Annotated in this window: 17 protein-coding genes and 1 riboswitch; of the genes, 12 read left to right on the forward strand and 5 right to left on the reverse strand. The window is 34.7% G+C overall.

What is annotated here, in order from left to right; all coding sequences use genetic code 11:
* Positions 1 to 18 precede the first annotated feature (18 nt).
* From Q0371_RS17475 to Q0371_RS17495, 5 genes are read left to right on the forward strand one after another with little or no spacing between them, the layout of a single operon-like run.
* Positions 19 to 963, forward strand: coding sequence for a sugar ABC transporter permease (locus tag Q0371_RS17475; RefSeq protein WP_251556770.1), 945 nt, complete (start codon positions 19 to 21; stop codon positions 961 to 963).
* Positions 963 to 1805, forward strand: a complete 843-nt coding sequence (locus tag Q0371_RS17480; protein ID WP_251556771.1) for a carbohydrate ABC transporter permease — start codon at positions 963 to 965, stop codon at positions 1803 to 1805. Before Q0371_RS17475 ends, Q0371_RS17480 begins: the two co-directional genes overlap by 1 nt.
* 27 nt (positions 1806 to 1832) lie before the next feature.
* Positions 1833 to 2861: a LacI family DNA-binding transcriptional regulator gene (locus tag Q0371_RS17485; protein WP_298473509.1), complete on the forward strand. Its 1029-nt coding sequence runs from the start codon at positions 1833 to 1835 to the stop codon at positions 2859 to 2861.
* Between the two features lie 4 nt (positions 2862 to 2865).
* Complete coding sequence (locus Q0371_RS17490) at positions 2866 to 3774, forward strand: ROK family protein (RefSeq protein WP_298473512.1); 909 nt, start codon at positions 2866 to 2868, stop codon at positions 3772 to 3774.
* Between the two features lie 17 nt (positions 3775 to 3791).
* Positions 3792 to 5231 carry a glycoside hydrolase family 1 protein gene (locus Q0371_RS17495; protein WP_298473515.1) on the forward strand — a complete coding sequence of 480 codons (1440 nt, stop codon included), beginning with the start codon at positions 3792 to 3794 and terminating at the stop codon, positions 5229 to 5231.
* Positions 5232 to 5467: 236 nt separating this feature from the next.
* Here the strand turns inward: Q0371_RS17495 and Q0371_RS17500 are convergent, their stop codons facing one another.
* Together Q0371_RS17500 and Q0371_RS17505 are read right to left on the reverse strand one after the other, a co-directional pair.
* Entirely contained in the window at positions 5468 to 6145 is a 678-nt protein-coding gene (locus Q0371_RS17500) for an ABC transporter ATP-binding protein (protein WP_298473518.1), read from the reverse strand.
* Positions 6146 to 7267, reverse strand: a complete 1122-nt coding sequence (locus tag Q0371_RS17505; protein WP_298473521.1) for an ABC transporter permease — start codon at positions 7265 to 7267, stop codon at positions 6146 to 6148.
* Between the two features lie 489 nt (positions 7268 to 7756).
* A riboswitch (purine riboswitch) is annotated at positions 7757 to 7858 on the forward strand.
* A 153-nt stretch (positions 7859 to 8011) separates the two neighbouring features.
* Here Q0371_RS17505 and Q0371_RS17510 point away from each other — a divergent pair.
* The 3 genes from Q0371_RS17510 (at position 8012) to Q0371_RS17520 (ending at position 11380) form a co-directional block, all read left to right on the forward strand.
* Positions 8012 to 9307: an NCS2 family permease gene (locus Q0371_RS17510; protein ID WP_298473523.1), complete on the forward strand. Its 1296-nt coding sequence runs from the start codon at positions 8012 to 8014 to the stop codon at positions 9305 to 9307.
* A 280-nt stretch (positions 9308 to 9587) separates the two neighbouring features.
* A complete protein-coding gene (locus Q0371_RS17515; RefSeq protein WP_298473526.1) occupies positions 9588 to 10157 on the forward strand; it encodes a hypothetical protein in 570 nt (189 codons plus the stop codon).
* Between the two features lie 284 nt (positions 10158 to 10441).
* Positions 10442 to 11380, forward strand: coding sequence for a DNA/RNA non-specific endonuclease (locus Q0371_RS17520; protein ID WP_298473529.1), 939 nt, complete (start codon positions 10442 to 10444; stop codon positions 11378 to 11380).
* 444 nt (positions 11381 to 11824) lie between these two features.
* On the opposite strand, the gene Q0371_RS17525 is transcribed toward Q0371_RS17520, so the two are convergent.
* The 3 genes from Q0371_RS17525 to Q0371_RS17535 form a co-directional block, all read right to left on the reverse strand.
* A complete protein-coding gene (locus Q0371_RS17525; protein ID WP_298473532.1) occupies positions 11825 to 12178 on the reverse strand; it encodes a VOC family protein in 354 nt (117 codons plus the stop codon).
* Between the two features lie 176 nt (positions 12179 to 12354).
* Positions 12355 to 12597, reverse strand: coding sequence for a hypothetical protein (locus Q0371_RS17530; RefSeq protein ID WP_298473535.1), 243 nt, complete (start codon positions 12595 to 12597; stop codon positions 12355 to 12357).
* A gap of 177 nt (positions 12598 to 12774) precedes the next feature.
* The gene (locus Q0371_RS17535) at positions 12775 to 13038 is read right to left on the reverse strand and encodes a translation initiation factor 2 (protein ID WP_298473538.1); all 264 of its coding nucleotides are present in this window, start codon (positions 13036 to 13038) and stop codon (positions 12775 to 12777) included.
* A 353-nt stretch (positions 13039 to 13391) separates the two neighbouring features.
* On the opposite strand from Q0371_RS17535, the gene Q0371_RS17540 reads away from it, so the two are divergent.
* The 4 genes from Q0371_RS17540 (at position 13392) to Q0371_RS17555 (ending at position 16795) form a co-directional block, all read left to right on the forward strand.
* Positions 13392 to 13817 (forward strand): hypothetical protein, encoded by a 426-nt coding sequence (locus Q0371_RS17540; RefSeq protein WP_298473541.1) that lies wholly within the window; start codon positions 13392 to 13394, stop codon positions 13815 to 13817.
* 137 nt (positions 13818 to 13954) lie between these two features.
* Positions 13955 to 15238 carry a S41 family peptidase gene (locus Q0371_RS17545; protein ID WP_298473544.1) on the forward strand — a complete coding sequence of 428 codons (1284 nt, stop codon included), beginning with the start codon at positions 13955 to 13957 and terminating at the stop codon, positions 15236 to 15238.
* 361 nt (positions 15239 to 15599) lie between these two features.
* Positions 15600 to 16016: an immunity 70 family protein gene (locus Q0371_RS17550; RefSeq protein WP_251556786.1), complete on the forward strand. Its 417-nt coding sequence runs from the start codon at positions 15600 to 15602 to the stop codon at positions 16014 to 16016.
* A 167-nt stretch (positions 16017 to 16183) separates the two neighbouring features.
* Positions 16184 to 16795 (forward strand): pentapeptide repeat-containing protein, encoded by a 612-nt coding sequence (locus tag Q0371_RS17555; protein ID WP_251556787.1) that lies wholly within the window; start codon positions 16184 to 16186, stop codon positions 16793 to 16795.
* Positions 16796 to 16839 lie beyond the last annotated feature (44 nt).

The raw sequence follows: 16839 nt of genomic DNA on the forward strand, positions 1-16839 counted from the left end.
AGGACATGAGGTGAGTATATGAGTGCTGTAAGTAATAAGGAAAAGGTAAGAAAAAAAAGGTACATGTCCGAAGCAAAAAAAGATATGGCTTCAGGTTATTTATATATTGCACCTTTCTTTATTATTTTTGCTATTATTGGGTTATATCCAGCATTATTTAGTATTTATCTAGGATTTCAAAAGTGGAATGGATTAAGTCCTATGACTTTTGTTGGTTTAGCAAATTTTAAAATAGTATTAACAGATCCTCTTTTTTGGAAATCAGTCTACAACACAATTGTCATGGGAATCATGGGAACCGCCCCTCAATTAGTGTTTGGAATCATTTTTGCCTATTTATTAAATCTGGCATTTTTAAAGTTTAGAAATTTCTTTCGGGTAACAATTTTTATGCCGTATATTACTTCCATGGTGGCTGTAGCTCTTATTTTTAGTGTATTGTTTAGCGATCATGAATCTTCTTTAGCCAATTATGTATTAAGTTTGGCGGGGCTGGATCCTGTGAGCTGGAGCAGCTCTGAGTGGGGAACGAAGATTGCCATTTCGATTATGGTATTTTGGCGGTGGGTAGGGTATAACACCATTATCTATCTTGCTGGTATTCAAAGTATCCCAAGCTATTTGTACGAAGCAGCAACGATCGATGGAGCAAATAAATTTCAACAGCTTATATACATTACCATACCGATGCTGAAGCCATTTATCATTTTAACGGTCTTCACTTCAACTGTAGGAGCTTTGCAGTTATTTTCTGAACCAACCATCTTTTTAGGAACTAGTGCTTTTACAAGAGACGAAGCGATGACAATTGTTATGTATTTGTACCGGGACGCTTTTAAACTTCAATCTTTTGGGACGGCATCGGCTACAGCTATCATATTATTAGTATTGATAACCGTTTTTGCTACGATCAATACATTATTAACCTCAGGCATTGGTAGGAAGAAAAGAGGTAGAAACTAGTGAATAAATCGGAAAAAGGAAGAAAACCGTCCTTTAGTAAAATCCTTTCTTATGTACTTTTGTCCATTGCATCCCTACTTTCGTTGTTTCCGTTTTACTGGATGTTTGTAATGGCAACAAGCCCTAGCTCTGCTTACAATTCCATTCCACCAACAATTACACCTGGGAGCTTATTAATAGAGAATTTTAAAAAGGTCTTGGATAAAATTGATTTCTTTCAAGCCATGTGGAACTCACTGATTGTTTGTTCAATTGTCACCGTTGTCGTTTTGTTTATTAGTTCATTAGCTGGCTTTGCCTTTGCGAAGTTTAAGTTTCGAGGTAAAAATATACTTTTTACTGCTATCCTCTTAACGATGATTATACCGCCTCAATTAGGGTTAATTCCGCAATATTTCCTAATTTCTAAGGCAGGATTACTTGATACGTTACCAGGTGTGATGGTATTGTTCTTCCTTAATCCTCTAGGTATCTTCCTGATGAGACAATATATTAGTCAATCTGTCCCAGATGAGCTAATTGAAGCAGCAAAATTAGACGGATGCTCCAACTTTAAAATTTATCGTAGTATTGTACTTCCCATTATACTTCCGGCATTTGCAACATTAGGAATTATTGTATTTTCGGCTGCATGGGGCGAATTTTTATGGCAATTTACCGTTTTAAGAGATCCGGAGATGTATACGATTCAAGTTGCTTTAGCCCAATTAAGTAATACACAAAACGCAGACTTTGGCATGATCTTATCGGGTGTCTTTTGGGCAACTATCCCACTTTTGATTGTTTTCCTATTGTTTAATCGCTTATTTATATCAAGTATTACAGAAGGCTCTGTGAAATAAAGTAACGTGTAATAGAAGGGATAAGAGATGAATTTAACTATAAAAGATATCGCACAAATGGCAGGTGTCTCCCCAGGCACTGTTTCAAAGGTCATCAATAACTATGAAGGCATTAGTGACAAAACAAAGAAACAAGTGATGGATGTCATCAACCAAAAGGGGTATGAACCTAATTTTTCGGCAAGAACTCTGGCAACAAAAAGGTCAAATCTTATTGGGTTGATCTATGCTGGAAAGATTAATGTGGAAATGACACATCCTTATTTTAATGAGGTTATTTCAGCTTTTAAAAAGAACATCGGTTTACTAGGCTATGATATTATCATGTTTTCCAATGAACGCTTTCAAATGGGGCAAGGCAGCTATTTAGCACGATGTCGACATTTTCAAGTGGATGGTTGTATCGTAATTGCCGGTGAGGAAGTGGAAGAGGCTATCTATGATGTGGCGAAGGAAGGAATTCCATGTATCGGTATAGATATTGAGTTAAAAGGTCCGAAATCTAGCTACATCATGACAGATAATGTGGATTTATCAAGAAAAGTAGTAGAATTTTTTTATCTACATTCCGTTAGAAAGATTGGTTATATAGGTGGGAAATGGGATTCTGCGATTTCTCGTTATCGGAAACAGGGTTTCTATGAAGCTATGCATCAATTTGGTCTAGAATTACGCGAAGAGTGGATTGAGTATGGTGACTTTCATGAAGAAAGCGGATATGAGGCGATGAAAAAAATACTGCAATGTAAAGAGCATCCTGAAGCTGTTTTTGCTACATCTGATCTGATGGCTTTAGGTGCTTTAAGAGCGATAAAGGAAGAGGGACTGAATGTTCCACAAGATATACAAATTGTCGGATGTGATGACATTGTGGCTTGTCGCTATAGTGAGCCAAAACTTACGACGGTAAAGCAGGATAAAGAAAAGTTCGGGAAATTATCCGCTTATATGTTGAATGATTTGATAAATGGAGAGACACAATTAAAGCCAGTGTTGATCGACTCCGAGTTGATGATAAGGGAGTCGTGCGGAACGAAAAGGGTTGATAGGAGGTAATTTTGTGAATTACTATGCTGTTTTTGATGTTGGAGGTTCTTCTATCAAATATGCCCTTATGAATGATTTGGGAGAATTTATTGAAAAGTCATTTGCTCCCACTCCTGAAGCTAGTCTAAAGCTGTTTGTGGATACGGTGGAATCTATCGTAAAGGATTTCCAAAAACAATACGAACTAAGGGGAATAGCTATAAGTGTACCTGGTGCAGTCAATGTAGAGACGGGGCATATAGGGGGAGTCACAGCACTACCGTATATCCACGGACCGAGTCTAAAAGAGCTTCTACAGAACCGGACACATATAAGGGTAGAAATTGAAAATGACGCTAATTGCGCGGGGTTAGCAGAAGGATGGATCGGTGCTGCAAAGGATATAAAGGATTACCTATGTATCGTGATCGGGACCGGTATCGGAGGAGCAATAGTTCTTGATAAAAAAATTCGACATGGCAAGAACCGTTTTGCTGGAGAATTTGGTTATATGATCATGGAGGACTATTTAGAGGAACCAATAGGGAAAACGTGGAGTACTTTAGCTGCAACTGGTGGATTGATAAACCAAGTTGCAATGCGCGAAGGAATGGAACCGAATGCCCTTACAGGTGAAAAAGTGTATGAATTGGCTGAAGACGGTAACAAAGAGATACAAAATGAAATAGAAAAATTTGTTAAACGATTAGCAGTAGGAATTTATAATTTACAGTATGTAATTGACCCAGAAAAAATCTTGATAGGTGGAGCCATCAGCACTCGAGAGGGTTTCATTGAACAAATCAATGAAACCTTAAATCAAATGAAACATGATAAGGATAGTTTAACTATTCAAGTAGAAAGATGTCAGTTTGGTAATGATTCTAATTTAATCGGAGCTTTGTATCATTTCATACAGAGACAGTCGATGCATGGAGAATAGCTAGGAGGGTGAAATCGATGATACATCAAACGCTTAAACCGTTTCCAAAGGATTTCCTATGGGGAGCAGCATCTGCAGCCTATCAAGTGGAGGGTGCTTGGAATGAGGATGGAAAAGGTGTTTCAAACTGGGATATGTTTGTTCGTATACCTGGTAAGACATTTAAAGGAACAAACGGTGATGTGGCAGTAGATCACTACCATCGTTATAAGGAAGATGTTCGCTTGATGGCAGAAATGGGAATGAAAACCTATCGATTTTCTGTTGCTTGGACACGTATTTTTCCAAAAGGCAGAGGAGAAGTTAATCAAAAGGGCTTGGAGTTTTATAATCAATTAATTAATGAATTAAAGGTAAATAACATAGAGCCGATTTTGACATTGTATCATTGGGATTTGCCACAGGCCCTTCAGGATGAGTACGGAGGCTGGGAGTCTAGGAGAATTATTGAGGACTTTACGAATTACAGTATAGAATTATTTAAACACTTTGGTGACCGAGTGAAATATTGGGTTAGCTTAAATGAGCAGAATATATTTACAAGCCACGGATACCAAATGGGGACACATCCTCCAGGTATGAATGATGAAAAACTATTTTATCAAGTCAATCACCATGCAAACTTAGCAAATGCTAGTGTGATCAAAGAATTTCATAAATATGTTCCCAATGGGAAAATCGGTCCAAGCTTTGCCTACTCTCCAGCTTATACCGCGTCTTCTAGCCCAAAGGATATTATAGCTGCTGAAAATGCCGAGGAGCTAAATAGTCATTGGTGGATGGATACATATATATGGGGTAGGTATCCAGAGGTAGCTTGGAATTACTTAGAGAAAAAAGGACTCTCACCCACTATTGAAGAAGGTGATCTTGAGTTATTAAAAGAGGGTAAGCCAGACTTTATTGGTTTAAATTACTATCAGACAACAACGTTTGAAGAAAACCCTTTAGTAGGCGGTGTTGGATCATCGGAAATGAATACCACTGGTGAAAAAGGAACGTCGAAAGATACTGGCATACCGGGATTATATAAAACAATTGCCAATCCAAACTTAGAACGCACTAACTGGGATTGGAATATCGATCCGGAAGGGCTGAGAATTGCCCTACGTAGAATGACTAATCGTTATGGTCTTCCTATTCTGATAAGTGAAAATGGGTTAGGAGAATACGATAAGGTAGAAGCGGAAGAAGTGATTCAAGATGATTATCGGATTGAATATTTGCGTTCTCATATCATTGCCATTCAGGAGGCAGTTTCCGATGGAGCCAATGTTCTAGGTTATTGTATTTGGTCCTTCACAGATTTGTTAAGTTGGTTAAATGGCTTCCAAAAACGTTACGGGTTAGTTTATGTAAATCAGCATGAAGAGGGAGAACATGATTTAAAGCGCATTAAGAAGAATAGCTATTATTGGTACAAGAAAGTCATCGAATCGAATGGAACCAACTTGTAGTATGAAGAGTTCTTAAGATTAAGCAAAGTCCGTTTATTTTGAAACACCCCGTAAATGATAGACTTGAAACTAACATTTTCGGGGTGTTTTATATGGCCAGGAGCATATAGTTTACTTGAAACAAAAAAACTGGCTTAAGCTCCATAATGCAGAACTTAAGCCAGCCAATTAGCTGTATAGAGAATCTCTTTATAGTCAATGAATCTACGACGTAGAGATTAGTTATAAACTAAAATCTAACCTTCTAGTGTTAACACGCCATCTTCCATGCGGTACACTTTGTCACAAAACTCTAGCATACGCTCATCATGCGTAACCATTACAGCAGCCTTATTACGTTCTTTGACCTCTTTGCGAATTTGTTTTACTACTTCAAATGCGCGGTTAGAGTCTAAGCTCGCTGTCGGTTCATCTGCCAGGATGATGTTTGAGTTGTTAACAAACGAGCGGGCAATTGCTACACGTTGGCGTTCCCCACCAGATAATTCGTTTGGAAACTTGGATAATTTCGATCCTAAGCCTAAGTCAGTTAACAGTTCTTTAGCAAATGCTTTTTCTGCTGGAGTTACCTTTCCTTTCATTTTACAAACAAGTAGCAACTGATCGAGCACGTTTAAATACGGAATTAAGTTCGATGTTTGTAAGATGAAACCTATATCAGTTAGGCGGAATGCTGAAAGATCTTTTTCTTTCATGTTACCAACGTTTGTACCACCTACTAATACTTCCCCTTTAGTAGGCTGAAGTAGAGCACCGGCAATAGATAATAATGTACTTTTCCCTGAACCAGAAGGGCCGATAATGGCGATGAAGTCACCAGGTGCAACTGTTAACGAAACATTTTTTAAAGCGTCAACAGTTGAATCGCCTTCTTTAAATGATTTTGTTACATTGTTTAATACTAAACCTGTCATTTATTCCACTCTCCCAATCGCTGTTAATGGATCGATTTTCGTTACTTGACGTGCGGAAATAACGGAACCTAAAACAGAAACAATTAAAAGAACTACTCCATAGATCAATACCATATTAAAATCTAAGTTGAATGGCATGTCTTCTGGGAAGACTAATGCTGTCAAATAAGTCAATCCGATACCCGCGATAATGCTAACTAACGAAAAAACAAATACTTGTGTGACGATTGAATTTTTAATAAATCGGTTTGAAGCACCAATTGCTTTCATAACTCCGAACTGTTGCGTTTTTTGTAAAATGAATACATAGAAGAATACGGCAATAATAACTGCAGAGATGGCAAATAAGAAGGCAAGCATCATGTAAATAGTGGCACTTTCTTCTTTATAACCAGGCATTCCCATTACCGCTTCTGATTTCGTGAACGTTTCAATTAAGTCATAGTCTTTAGTGATCTGGTCAGCTTCCATTGAAGTTCCTTGTAAAGCAATCATCGTTACAGGATCTTCTAGACCATTATTTGAACCAGGTGCTGCAAAGGCATAAGATTGCCAAGTTGCAACATCAACAAAGACTGTAGGTAAATGGTTAAATGTTTCGCCAGTTGTAAATCCTACTATGTTTAATTTGATGTCTGAACTAGTTACTACAATCGTATCGCCAATTTCATATCCTTTTTTCTGTAGAGATTCATCAATTAGTACACCAAACGGATCATTTGGATCTAATTGCTTACCTTCTACAACTTTTGGTTCGATAAATTTGCCAGGATCAACCCCGATAAAGGCAACATCATGTTTTTCTTTAGTGTTGGAAGTAGCTTCATTTTGAATAATGATTGTTGATTGTCCAAATTTTGCAGCTTCCTTAACACCGTATTTACCCTCAATGTCTTCTGCTATTGCTCCAGACACCTTCGTTTTCATCATCGTTCCCTCAGAGCCCTCTTCATAAATGAAAAGATCTCCATCAATATTTTTCATCGTTGCAGCAGCTAATGTGGATAATCCATTACCTAAGCCTGATAAAATAAAAACAAGCCATGCAATTAGCATAATGATTGTGCCAATCATTGCAAAACGTGTTTTGGAATGTTTCATTTCTTTTATTGCTAAAAACATTCTATGTTCCTCCTCTTAAATATGTTATTTGACGATAGATTTCTCTATGGTTCTGACTACTTGAAGAACAGATCATAAGAAAACACATTAACTCAATCCAATAAAACTATATTAATATAACAAAAGTTTGCAAAAAAAATAAATATAGCTTTTTTGAGGTTGAATAATATGTCCCTCCTATACGCCTCGATTTACAGTATAAATCACTTATATGAACTTTAGCTAAACTTTTTTAAAATTTTTTTCGGTTGTTTTTTGATAATATATATATTTTATTAGTATCAATTCGTTATATTAATATTATTTTGATGTGAAAGTGTAATTTACTTATATCCTGGAGACCAGACTAGTGGTTTGTTGTTCACTAAGTATTGCACCCTATTAATCTTTTTACTATTTTAAATCTTTTTACATTTTTTGCAGTGAAAATAATTCCCAATATATTCTATTGACCATTTAAATTAATCTTGTTATTATTCTCCTATTGTTTTTAAAAGAATAGATATACCTTGTATAATTTCAAGAATACGGCTTGAAAGTTTCTACTAGCTACCAATAAATAGCTTGTCTACAAGGAATGGGAAATTAATGATGTTTTTTATTCCATTTTTTGTAGAAAAGCTTTGACCTAATAGTGGTCAAAGCTTTTTTTATATCAAATGGATAATAAAATGAATTGGTTGGAAAACTAACTTCTAGTCATTCCCTTTCACTCTTTAATTATAGGAAATAGGAGATTACAACATGAGAAACTTTTTTAAATTCACAGAACGGAACACTTCCTATAAGCAGGAATCACTCGCAGGGATAACGACCTTCCTATCGATCGCTTACATATTAGTCGTGAATCCAATTATTCTAAGCCAGTCTGGTATGGATAGTGGGGCTGTATTCACGGCAACCGCTCTTACTGCAATCATTGGATCACTACTTATTGGTCTACTTGCTAACTATCCAATCGCAATTGCACCGAGTATGGGTTTAAATTCATTTTTTACTTTTTCTGTCTGTATTGGAATGGGAGTAGAATGGCAAGTCGCTTTGACAGGTGTCTTTGTTGCAGGAATCATTTTTATGCTATTAAGTTTAATGAAAATCCGAGAAAAAATTATTAATATCATTCCTTTGGATTTAAAATATGCAATCGCTTCTGGAATTGGATTCTTCATCACATTTATTGGATTAAAAAATGGAGGAATTATTACTGGCAATCCAGATACATTTGTTTCCATAGGAGATTTAACTTCACCGATGACCGTACTAGCCATTATTGGCCTAATCCTTACGATCGTTATGTTAGTTCGTGGAATAAAGGGCGGCATTTTCTACGGAATGGTCATTACAACGATTATTGGTATGATTTTTGGATTAATTAAAGTGCCCTCATCGATGGTTGGAAGTATACCAAGTATTGAGCCAACATTTGGTGTTGTGTTTTATCATTTAGATGAGATTTTTACACCAGAGATACTGACTGTTATTTTCACGTTTTTAATCGTTGCCTTTTTTGATACAGCTGGTGCACTTATTGCACTTACTAGCCAAGCAGGAATGATGAAGGGTAATACAATTCCAAATATCGGAAAAGGTTTACTTGCAGATTCTTCAGCTGGTGCAATTGGCGCTATTTTAGGTACATCGACGCCTGCTACGAGTGTTGAATCTTCCGCTGGTATAGCTGTAGGAGGAAGAACAGGCTTTACGTCTGTCGTTATAGCAGCCTGTTTTGTCATTGCGTTATTCTTTTCACCACTGGTTGCCGTTATTTCAGTCGAAGTAACAGCAGCTGCATTAATCATTGTAGGTGCCCTAATGGCCATGGAGATCAGTAAAATAAACTGGTCTAAATTAGAAATTGTCATTCCATCGTTTTTAACAATTATTATGATGCCTCTTACATCAAGTGTTGCAATCGGGATTGGATTAGGTTTTGTTCTATATCCTATCTGTTTAGTAGCACAAAAGCGTTATAAAGAAGTTCATCCAATTATGTATGTACTTTGCTTGTTATTCATTTTATACTTTGCTTTTATCGTATAGGAAGAGAACCAAAGCTCTGTGAAGAATACAGCATCAGGGTAATTAAATTAATGAGAGTAAACTATAAGAGACGTAGGTTAGTTCAGCTAATCTATGTCTTTTTTATCTTATAAATTACTTAGAAACCTTGCTATAAATATTGTTCACACACTACTATCCGTACCTTACGAATGCTAATCACACTTAAATCTTGTATTAGTTAGGAATGTGTTATTGTATTATAAATAATAAAACTAATGCCTCGATAAAAATTTATACTTTAAAGATGAAGGAGAATTACATGAGCTGGAGCAAATTGAAGAAAAACTTGGAGAGTTATCTCTGCCCTGCATTATATGGAAGGGTTGAATACAGCGCTAGTAGCTATCGTTATTTATCTGACAAATCAGGAACTTGTTATATTACGGTAGATAGAAAGAATGTACTGAATATGAGTGATAAAACAAGTTTAATTAAATGGTATCTAACTGAGCAGGAAATTAAGAATGATGCCACTATCCAAATTCCTATCAGCAATGAGGAAATAGAAGCGGTAAGAAAAGAAAGCAATGGTATGATTCCGGATGATCGTCTACAAGTAATTGCAAGGAGTAGAAAATTATCAGAATATGCAAAGGAACTCTTCTCAACGCAGTCCTCATTGAGTAAATCAAATTTTGTAGTTGTAGCTAATCAATTTTTATCCTCTTCTATAGAGGAAAGCCTAGAGAGTAATGATATATTATTGAATGTTCTTGCTTTGGTAGACAGACGACTTGGCAAAAAACGAATTTTAAACATGTCGGAGAAGATGAAGTTAAAACACCCAATTGTGCAGTATTTTTATGAGCTGCGGCTTAGTACATTATGAGAATAAAGAATGTGACATGCCACCAGCAATGAATAAAACATACCCAAGAAAAATATGCTTACACGAAAGAGTTTCTTACCTTATTAAGTAAGAAGCTCTTTAATATTTATGCGTCGTCTATAATTACTCTAATGGGCACCTGCACATTTCAGACAAACTATCTGCTGAAATACAGTAAATCTTAAAATTTACTATTATCAATAGGCCAACAATAATGTTAGTCTATACTAGTTCGGAATTTTTTTAGAATGAACAATATGAAATTATTATAGGAGAGTCCTAAAATGAAAAAGAAAATGAAGTATTTAATTATACTTTTAACGGCTATCTTCATGGTCGGTTGTACCGACGTAGAAGACGCAGCCATTCCAGATGTAGAAACAATTCCTCAAGAAGAAGTACCCGCAGAATCAAATATAAATAGTGAAAAAGAAGAAACGATCCCTACTGCTGTGGAAGAACCGGTAATTGAAGAAATACCAACACAACCTAATGAGGACCTATTCGCAGGCTACAAACTGGTTGAAGTGGATGGTGGTGATTTGTCCGGATATCGTGAATCTAACGTAGTCGTTGACATAGGTTACGGGGAACGTGAATACTGGGCATTTACGAATGAACACGGGCAGCTAGTACGTGTTATTGCTGAAGAAATCACTCTGCAAGATGACAGTACCGAGCCTGTATTATCGTCTGGCAGATACTACTCTGATGAGGCTAAGGTGCCAGGCGTCGAAAGTGACTTTTTAGATGAAGGACATATCATTGCGGATTCTCTCGGAGGGGTATCCAATGCGTATAATATTACCCCACAAGAACGTACGCTTAATAGACATGGTGATCAAGCATATATGGAAGATGCGATTCGTAAAGCGGGTGGAGCTACTAATTTTGAAGCAATTATCACTTATCCAAACACAGAAACGCAGATTCCCTCAAGCTATCAGTATACCTATACGATAATGGGTAACAAAATCGTTGATACATTTGACAACGTTAACCCTGATGAAGTAAATGCATCCCTCGGTTTAACGGGTAATAAGCCTCCTGCTCCTACTAGTTCAAACACTAACGAAGATATTTCCAGTGTGGATACAAACGGTAATGGACAGGTGACGATTAAAGAAGCTAAAGCAGCAGGTTTTAGTATGCCAATCACGAGTGATCATTGGTTATACCCATACATGCATGATAATGATAAGGACGGTATGGTAGGGGAGTAAGGCTATACGCTAATTAACTTACTGTTTTTGTTTTACACTGAGGGATACGCTTTAATAGGAATCCATTAATTTGTGGCTATATGCAGATTAGTTTTAATATACAATTTGGCACATTCAGTTTTGCAATATAAGCATTATAGTGAAAACCTCGGTAGAAAATACACACTAATTTTTGAATAGTAAATAGCCATCTATCTATAAAAAGCTAGATGGCTATTCGTCGATCGTATAAAAAAACTGTTTATATAATTGTATTCAGGCTTATGTAAAATCCCAAAATTGCTCGACATTTTTAATGTGGACTAACCAGGATCAGTTTAGTTTATTAGTTATTACATAATTGCTACTAAAATATCTATTATCAACCTTCCTTATGGAACATGTAGGTTTTTAAATACCTTTGTTGTCACGAAGTTCTACAATAGTTCCTTCTGGAGCTTTTAGTTAGCATAACCTACCATTCTCGACATGGTAGTATATGAAATCATTGTTTTTTAATAAAAATTCGGTGCCTATTTCCCTTAGACGAGCAACTTCTGCATTCAAATCTTCAACCCAAAGACAAAAATGAGTTAGACCTTGTGAATTGGTGTTTCCATCACTAAGTATTTCATCTTGTTTTCCAGTTTGCAGTTCAATAAAAAAAGTTCCTAATTGTATCCATGTGTTAAAGCTACGCCCATGAAAATTGGGTGATTCTTGTACTAGCTTGAAACCTAGTCCTTCCGTATAAAACTTTAATGTTTCTTCATATGTATTGGTTTGGATGCACAAATGATGAACAAAACTTTCTACCATGAAAACTACCTCTTTCCAATAAGCTATTTACTTTAACTAATTGTACCAATTAAATTATTAAAATAAATACACATTAAATGACTTAAACCAATGCTAGTAATGGATTTCGAGAAACAATTAATGGCCTATGACGCATTACGTAGATATAGTGACACTATATAAACAAAAATAACCTCTCAGAAAGAGGTTATAGCAAACGTTTCATTCATTAAAAGTTGTATGGCTTCCGCGGTTTCTTCTAGGTTATCAATTAAAGTGACAGTATTATTTGTTAGGTTAGTAATCTCGAACGTATTTGTATTTTCTAAGCAACGAACTTTTGCTACTTGTTTTGACTTTGAACTAAACGTCTGTGTAATTTGAACATTATTGAACTCACAAAGAGTTTTCAGTGTTGTTATTAGACTTTCGTCTGACATATAAATGTCTCCTTCCTTATAGTGGAAGTTGACTAAGAGAAGTCGAACGTTTTCCAAGATGAATTATTTTAGTGAGTTTCAAGACTAGCACAGTAGAGAGAGAATTTACATTAATATGTTTTATGTAAAAAGTGTCGTTTCATTGGTTTCATAAATAAAAATAGTAAGAGACTGGCACTATCTCTTACTACGCTCAATTTTATCTAACTTTCTTGTTAATTCATCAAGTTGTTTTTGCATTTGCTCGAGTTGTGCTGATTGACTGCTTTGTTCGATTGAATTTTGGCTTTTTGACTTTTCCAATTCTTGAAGAGCGATACCTGCTGCTAATGCTGCTATACCATCACCTATCGTAGTAAGGGTAGCCCCAAAAAGAGCTAGTTTGGCTACTAAAACATCTACGGGTACTTGATTTTGATCATTTTGCTCGTTATTTTTCATAAATATGCATCCTTGTCTATATAGTGGTTCACATTTTCTTCGATCTATCAAAAATGAGGATAAGAGCTACAGAACTCTATATCATATTATTCATTTTTTAAAAACAGGTAAGGGCGATTACCCTGGCATGGAAAAATTATTAAAAAGTACCCTCTTATATAGATGTCTAAAACAGACGATAAACTAAATGACAGGGTTTAGACAATAGTAATAAAACTATTTGTTCACCACCTTTTATTCGAGTGTTATTTTCTAGTGAAAGAATTTTAAGTATATTAGACGAAATTAAAATAATTGAGTGTGTTAGTTTGATAAAAACAGAGTTAAAAGTTTAAAAGTATGAGGTGTTAAAAATGAAGTTCCATCTGTTAGGTGAAAAAACTAAAGTAGAAATAGATGTCTTGACTCGTGAATATCCAAATAGTTCAAGTTATTGGGATGTAAACTGGGTTATTTCAAATGTGAAAGTCGAAATTCCAGGGTATTATGTCAATTTTACAGCCAGTTTAAGAACAGATGAAATAAGGGATTTTGTTAATGAATTGAAATCAATGAATCGATATTTAACAGGTAAAGCGATACTGAAAAATTTAGATAGTTTTATACATTTTGAAGGTGAAATGGATAAGTTAGGTCACATAGTCTGGTCTGGAGAGACTTGTTATCCAGCAGGAAGTGGTGCAGTACTAAGCTTCGAATTTGTATCAGATCAATCACATTTAATAAATTTAATAAAAGAATTAGAGAATATAATCTATGTATTTCCAGTAATAGGTTAATTATAATTATTTTTAAAATAGGGTGCAATTTTATCGAGAATTGTGTGTTTTCTTATCTTTAGGTCTATAGAATACAGGTGAGTAATAAATTATGTAATATATGGTAAAATGTAACTTAAAGTAAAGGGGGGCTAATAATGTTTAAAGAAATCTTTAACGAGATAATTACAATTACCAATCATGATTATGCTGGATGTGTGGATAAGGAAGGCTGGGATCGACCTGATAAGTATTTAAACAAAATAGAACTCTTAGAAAAAGAAAATACACTAGATGATATGACATTTAGTCAATTGGTTAATGAATACTTATTAGATTTCAATGATAAACATATTTATTTTACTGTCAATCAAGCGTATACATCACATAATAAAACATGTGGTTTTCGAGTAAAATGGTATGATGATGCATTATATGTAATTACAAATATAGAAGAAAAAAGTTTGAAAATAGGCGATAAAATTATTTCAATTGATGGTAAAACAATCAAAGAAACAAGTGAATCTGAAGAAAAAATTCTTCGAGGGTCCATTAAAGAACGCCAACAATGGGAAACTCTATTAAATTATGCTAAATCTATAGAATATGTAAATGGTCAAAATGAAATTAAAACTTTTACATTAGAAAAATATGATATTCAAAAAACAGAAGCAATTTTTGAAAACTATCTAATGGAAGAAAATATATACTATATAAAAATTTCTAATTTAACGGAACAGCAAAAAGTAGAAAATTTATTAAAAGGTTCAATCGAAGATATTAAAAAAAACAAAAATTTAATCGTAGATTTACGGGGGAATGGAGGGGGAAATGCCACCTTGTTGTCTCCTCTAGAACCCATTATGTTTGCGGTTGGTGAAAAACCAAATACAGAATTGCAACCAAGACTTTTCAATTGTACCGAACGAAATGCTGATCTATTTCTTAAAATTTGTAATCAAGTTCGTCATTTAGAAGTGGATTCTAACACAAAAAAGATGCTTGATTTTGCAGAAAATATTTTTAAACATAATACAGGCAAAGGTTTTGTAGAAGTGGACTTTTCTCAAATCCTTGAAACTTTGCAAAAGGACTTTAAGGGAACTTCTAAACCTGAGAAAGTGATTATATTAATGGACGAATATACGGCTAGTGCTGCAGAATCTTTTATTGAAGTATGTGCTGAGTCGTCAAAAGTTACCACAGTTGGCCGATCTACTATGGGGATTAATGATTATAGTGATTTAGTAATGATGGAATGGGAAAATAAATATGCACTTTCATATCCGATATCTAAATTAAAAAGCCAGTCGACTTATCACTCAACTTTTGGTACAGGTATAAAACCCGATATTTATATCAAATGGACACCCGAATTTGTTCTAAAAGATAAGGATATAGAAAAAGCTTTGGAATTAATTCAACAAAAAGTGAATTCATAAAAATTAACAGAAATAAAAAAAGCCTTGTAAGATAGACTCTTTAAAAGTTTATCTTATTTTTTTAGATGATCTAGAAAGTTCATAAAATTAAAGCACTTGATTGTATATAAATATCCATAAATGAAGCTTTACGTCAGATTACACAGTTTTTAGAACAAGCCAAGAAATAATGAAAGCAATGTATATATAGTTTTTGATTAATCTGATGTGTTTCGCCCACGCATCAAGCACTGTCCATTAAGCTGGTGTAAATAACAAACTATTTCAAGAAATATTTAACGGGATGTTAAATAAGTAATAAATGAAAGAACAAATGGTGTATCAAAAATTATTTATAAAATGGATTAGAGGTGTAATTTAGATGGCAGTAGGTATATTAGTAGATTGTTTTTATTACGAATTAGGGCAAAGCGATTTTGTACATACCTTCTTTTCGACAATCTCATATAATCTAGAGAAAGATGGATGGGGAACGAAATACCCATTATTGATGAATGATTTATATCATAACAAATTAAGTTGGAATGATGTCAAGGTTGCAAGAACTAATTTAATTGAAATTGAAAAGCAATTATCAAAGCTCTCGCCAGAACATATTGTATGGGATATTGTTGATATATCAAAAAAACCGCCATGGGGCGAGACAATAAGTCCAAAAGTAACTAATCTAGCTAATTATTTTGCAACAGCTGATGGGGAAACGTTTATTAAAGTAATATTCAAATCGATGGGTGTAGCAGTAGAAGATAAATATGATATGAAACTTAAGAAAATATAACTAAGTTTAAAACATGGGGGAACTTTCTCATGGTTTTTATGATAGGATGGTCGACTAAACAACTACATATTGAATCAAGTCTAGTTACTATTATTATCGAGTGTTATATATCTTTAATATAGAGAGAGTTAGATTGTGGGTCAGAAATCTTCTAGAGAGGGTAAAGTATGAAAACTGATATAAAAGAAATTACTATTCTATTAGAATCACACCGACTTTGGATTGAAACTCTTGGAGAACAGGGAGAGAAACTGGGTATTGATAAAATTGATTTACGGAAATTGAATTTGTCCCATTACCCGCTAGACCAAGCAAATATAACAGATTGCATCTTTGATGGCATGGATTTAAATAACAAGAATCTCTCATCATCTTTATTATGTTCATCAACTTTTATATCTGCAAATTTAGAGGGAGCAGATTTTGGTAAATCTAATGTCTCGTATGTAGATTTCACAAATGCCAATATTAAGGCTTCTAGACTTGCGGATAGTGAATGTATTCAAACAGTATTTATTAAAGCTGATCTATCAGACGCTAATTTGGTAGCTGGACTTTTTGACGAAACTGATTTTCGTAATGCAGTTTTATTAAACGCGGATATACGATTAGCAACATTTGAAAGTGTATTGTTAAACGGAGCAATATTAACTGGAATTCGTGGAATAGAAGAGGCTTTTATAAAAAGTATCAATATAGGAAGCCCAGAACATCCAATAATTCTAACGGATGAAGAAGCTAGGATATGGTTGCGAAATAAAAGTATGAACAATGAGTAAAATTTAAGGAAAGCAATATGTGCGGAGCAGGAATTGACACTTAT

Origin of the sequence: uncultured Psychrobacillus sp., assembly GCF_938022135.1 — a bacterium.
GTDB lineage: Bacteria > Bacillota > Bacilli > Bacillales_A > Planococcaceae > Psychrobacillus.

Coding starts and splice junctions, on each gene's coding strand:
- Q0371_RS17475 (WP_251556770.1), top strand. CDS start 19: ATGAGTGCTGTAAGTAATAAGGAAAAGGTAAGAAAAAAAAGGTACATG.
- Q0371_RS17485 (WP_298473509.1), top strand. CDS start 1,833: ATGAATTTAACTATAAAAGATATCGCACAAATGGCAGGTGTCTCCCCA.
- Q0371_RS17495 (WP_298473515.1), top strand. CDS start 3,792: ATGATACATCAAACGCTTAAACCGTTTCCAAAGGATTTCCTATGGGGA.
- Q0371_RS17500 (WP_298473518.1), bottom strand. CDS start 6,145: ATGACAGGTTTAGTATTAAACAATGTAACAAAATCATTTAAAGAAGGC.
- Q0371_RS17505 (WP_298473521.1), bottom strand. CDS start 7,267: ATGTTTTTAGCAATAAAAGAAATGAAACATTCCAAAACACGTTTTGCA.
- Q0371_RS17510 (WP_298473523.1), top strand. CDS start 8,012: ATGAGAAACTTTTTTAAATTCACAGAACGGAACACTTCCTATAAGCAG.
- Q0371_RS17515 (WP_298473526.1), top strand. CDS start 9,588: ATGAGCTGGAGCAAATTGAAGAAAAACTTGGAGAGTTATCTCTGCCCT.
- Q0371_RS17520 (WP_298473529.1), top strand. CDS start 10,442: ATGAAAAAGAAAATGAAGTATTTAATTATACTTTTAACGGCTATCTTC.
- Q0371_RS17525 (WP_298473532.1), bottom strand. CDS start 12,178: ATGGTAGAAAGTTTTGTTCATCATTTGTGCATCCAAACCAATACATAT.
- Q0371_RS17530 (WP_298473535.1), bottom strand. CDS start 12,597: ATGTCAGACGAAAGTCTAATAACAACACTGAAAACTCTTTGTGAGTTC.
- Q0371_RS17535 (WP_298473538.1), bottom strand. CDS start 13,038: ATGAAAAATAACGAGCAAAATGATCAAAATCAAGTACCCGTAGATGTT.
- Q0371_RS17540 (WP_298473541.1), top strand. CDS start 13,392: ATGAAGTTCCATCTGTTAGGTGAAAAAACTAAAGTAGAAATAGATGTC.
- Q0371_RS17545 (WP_298473544.1), top strand. CDS start 13,955: ATGTTTAAAGAAATCTTTAACGAGATAATTACAATTACCAATCATGAT.
- Q0371_RS17550 (WP_251556786.1), top strand. CDS start 15,600: ATGGCAGTAGGTATATTAGTAGATTGTTTTTATTACGAATTAGGGCAA.
- Q0371_RS17555 (WP_251556787.1), top strand. CDS start 16,184: ATGAAAACTGATATAAAAGAAATTACTATTCTATTAGAATCACACCGA.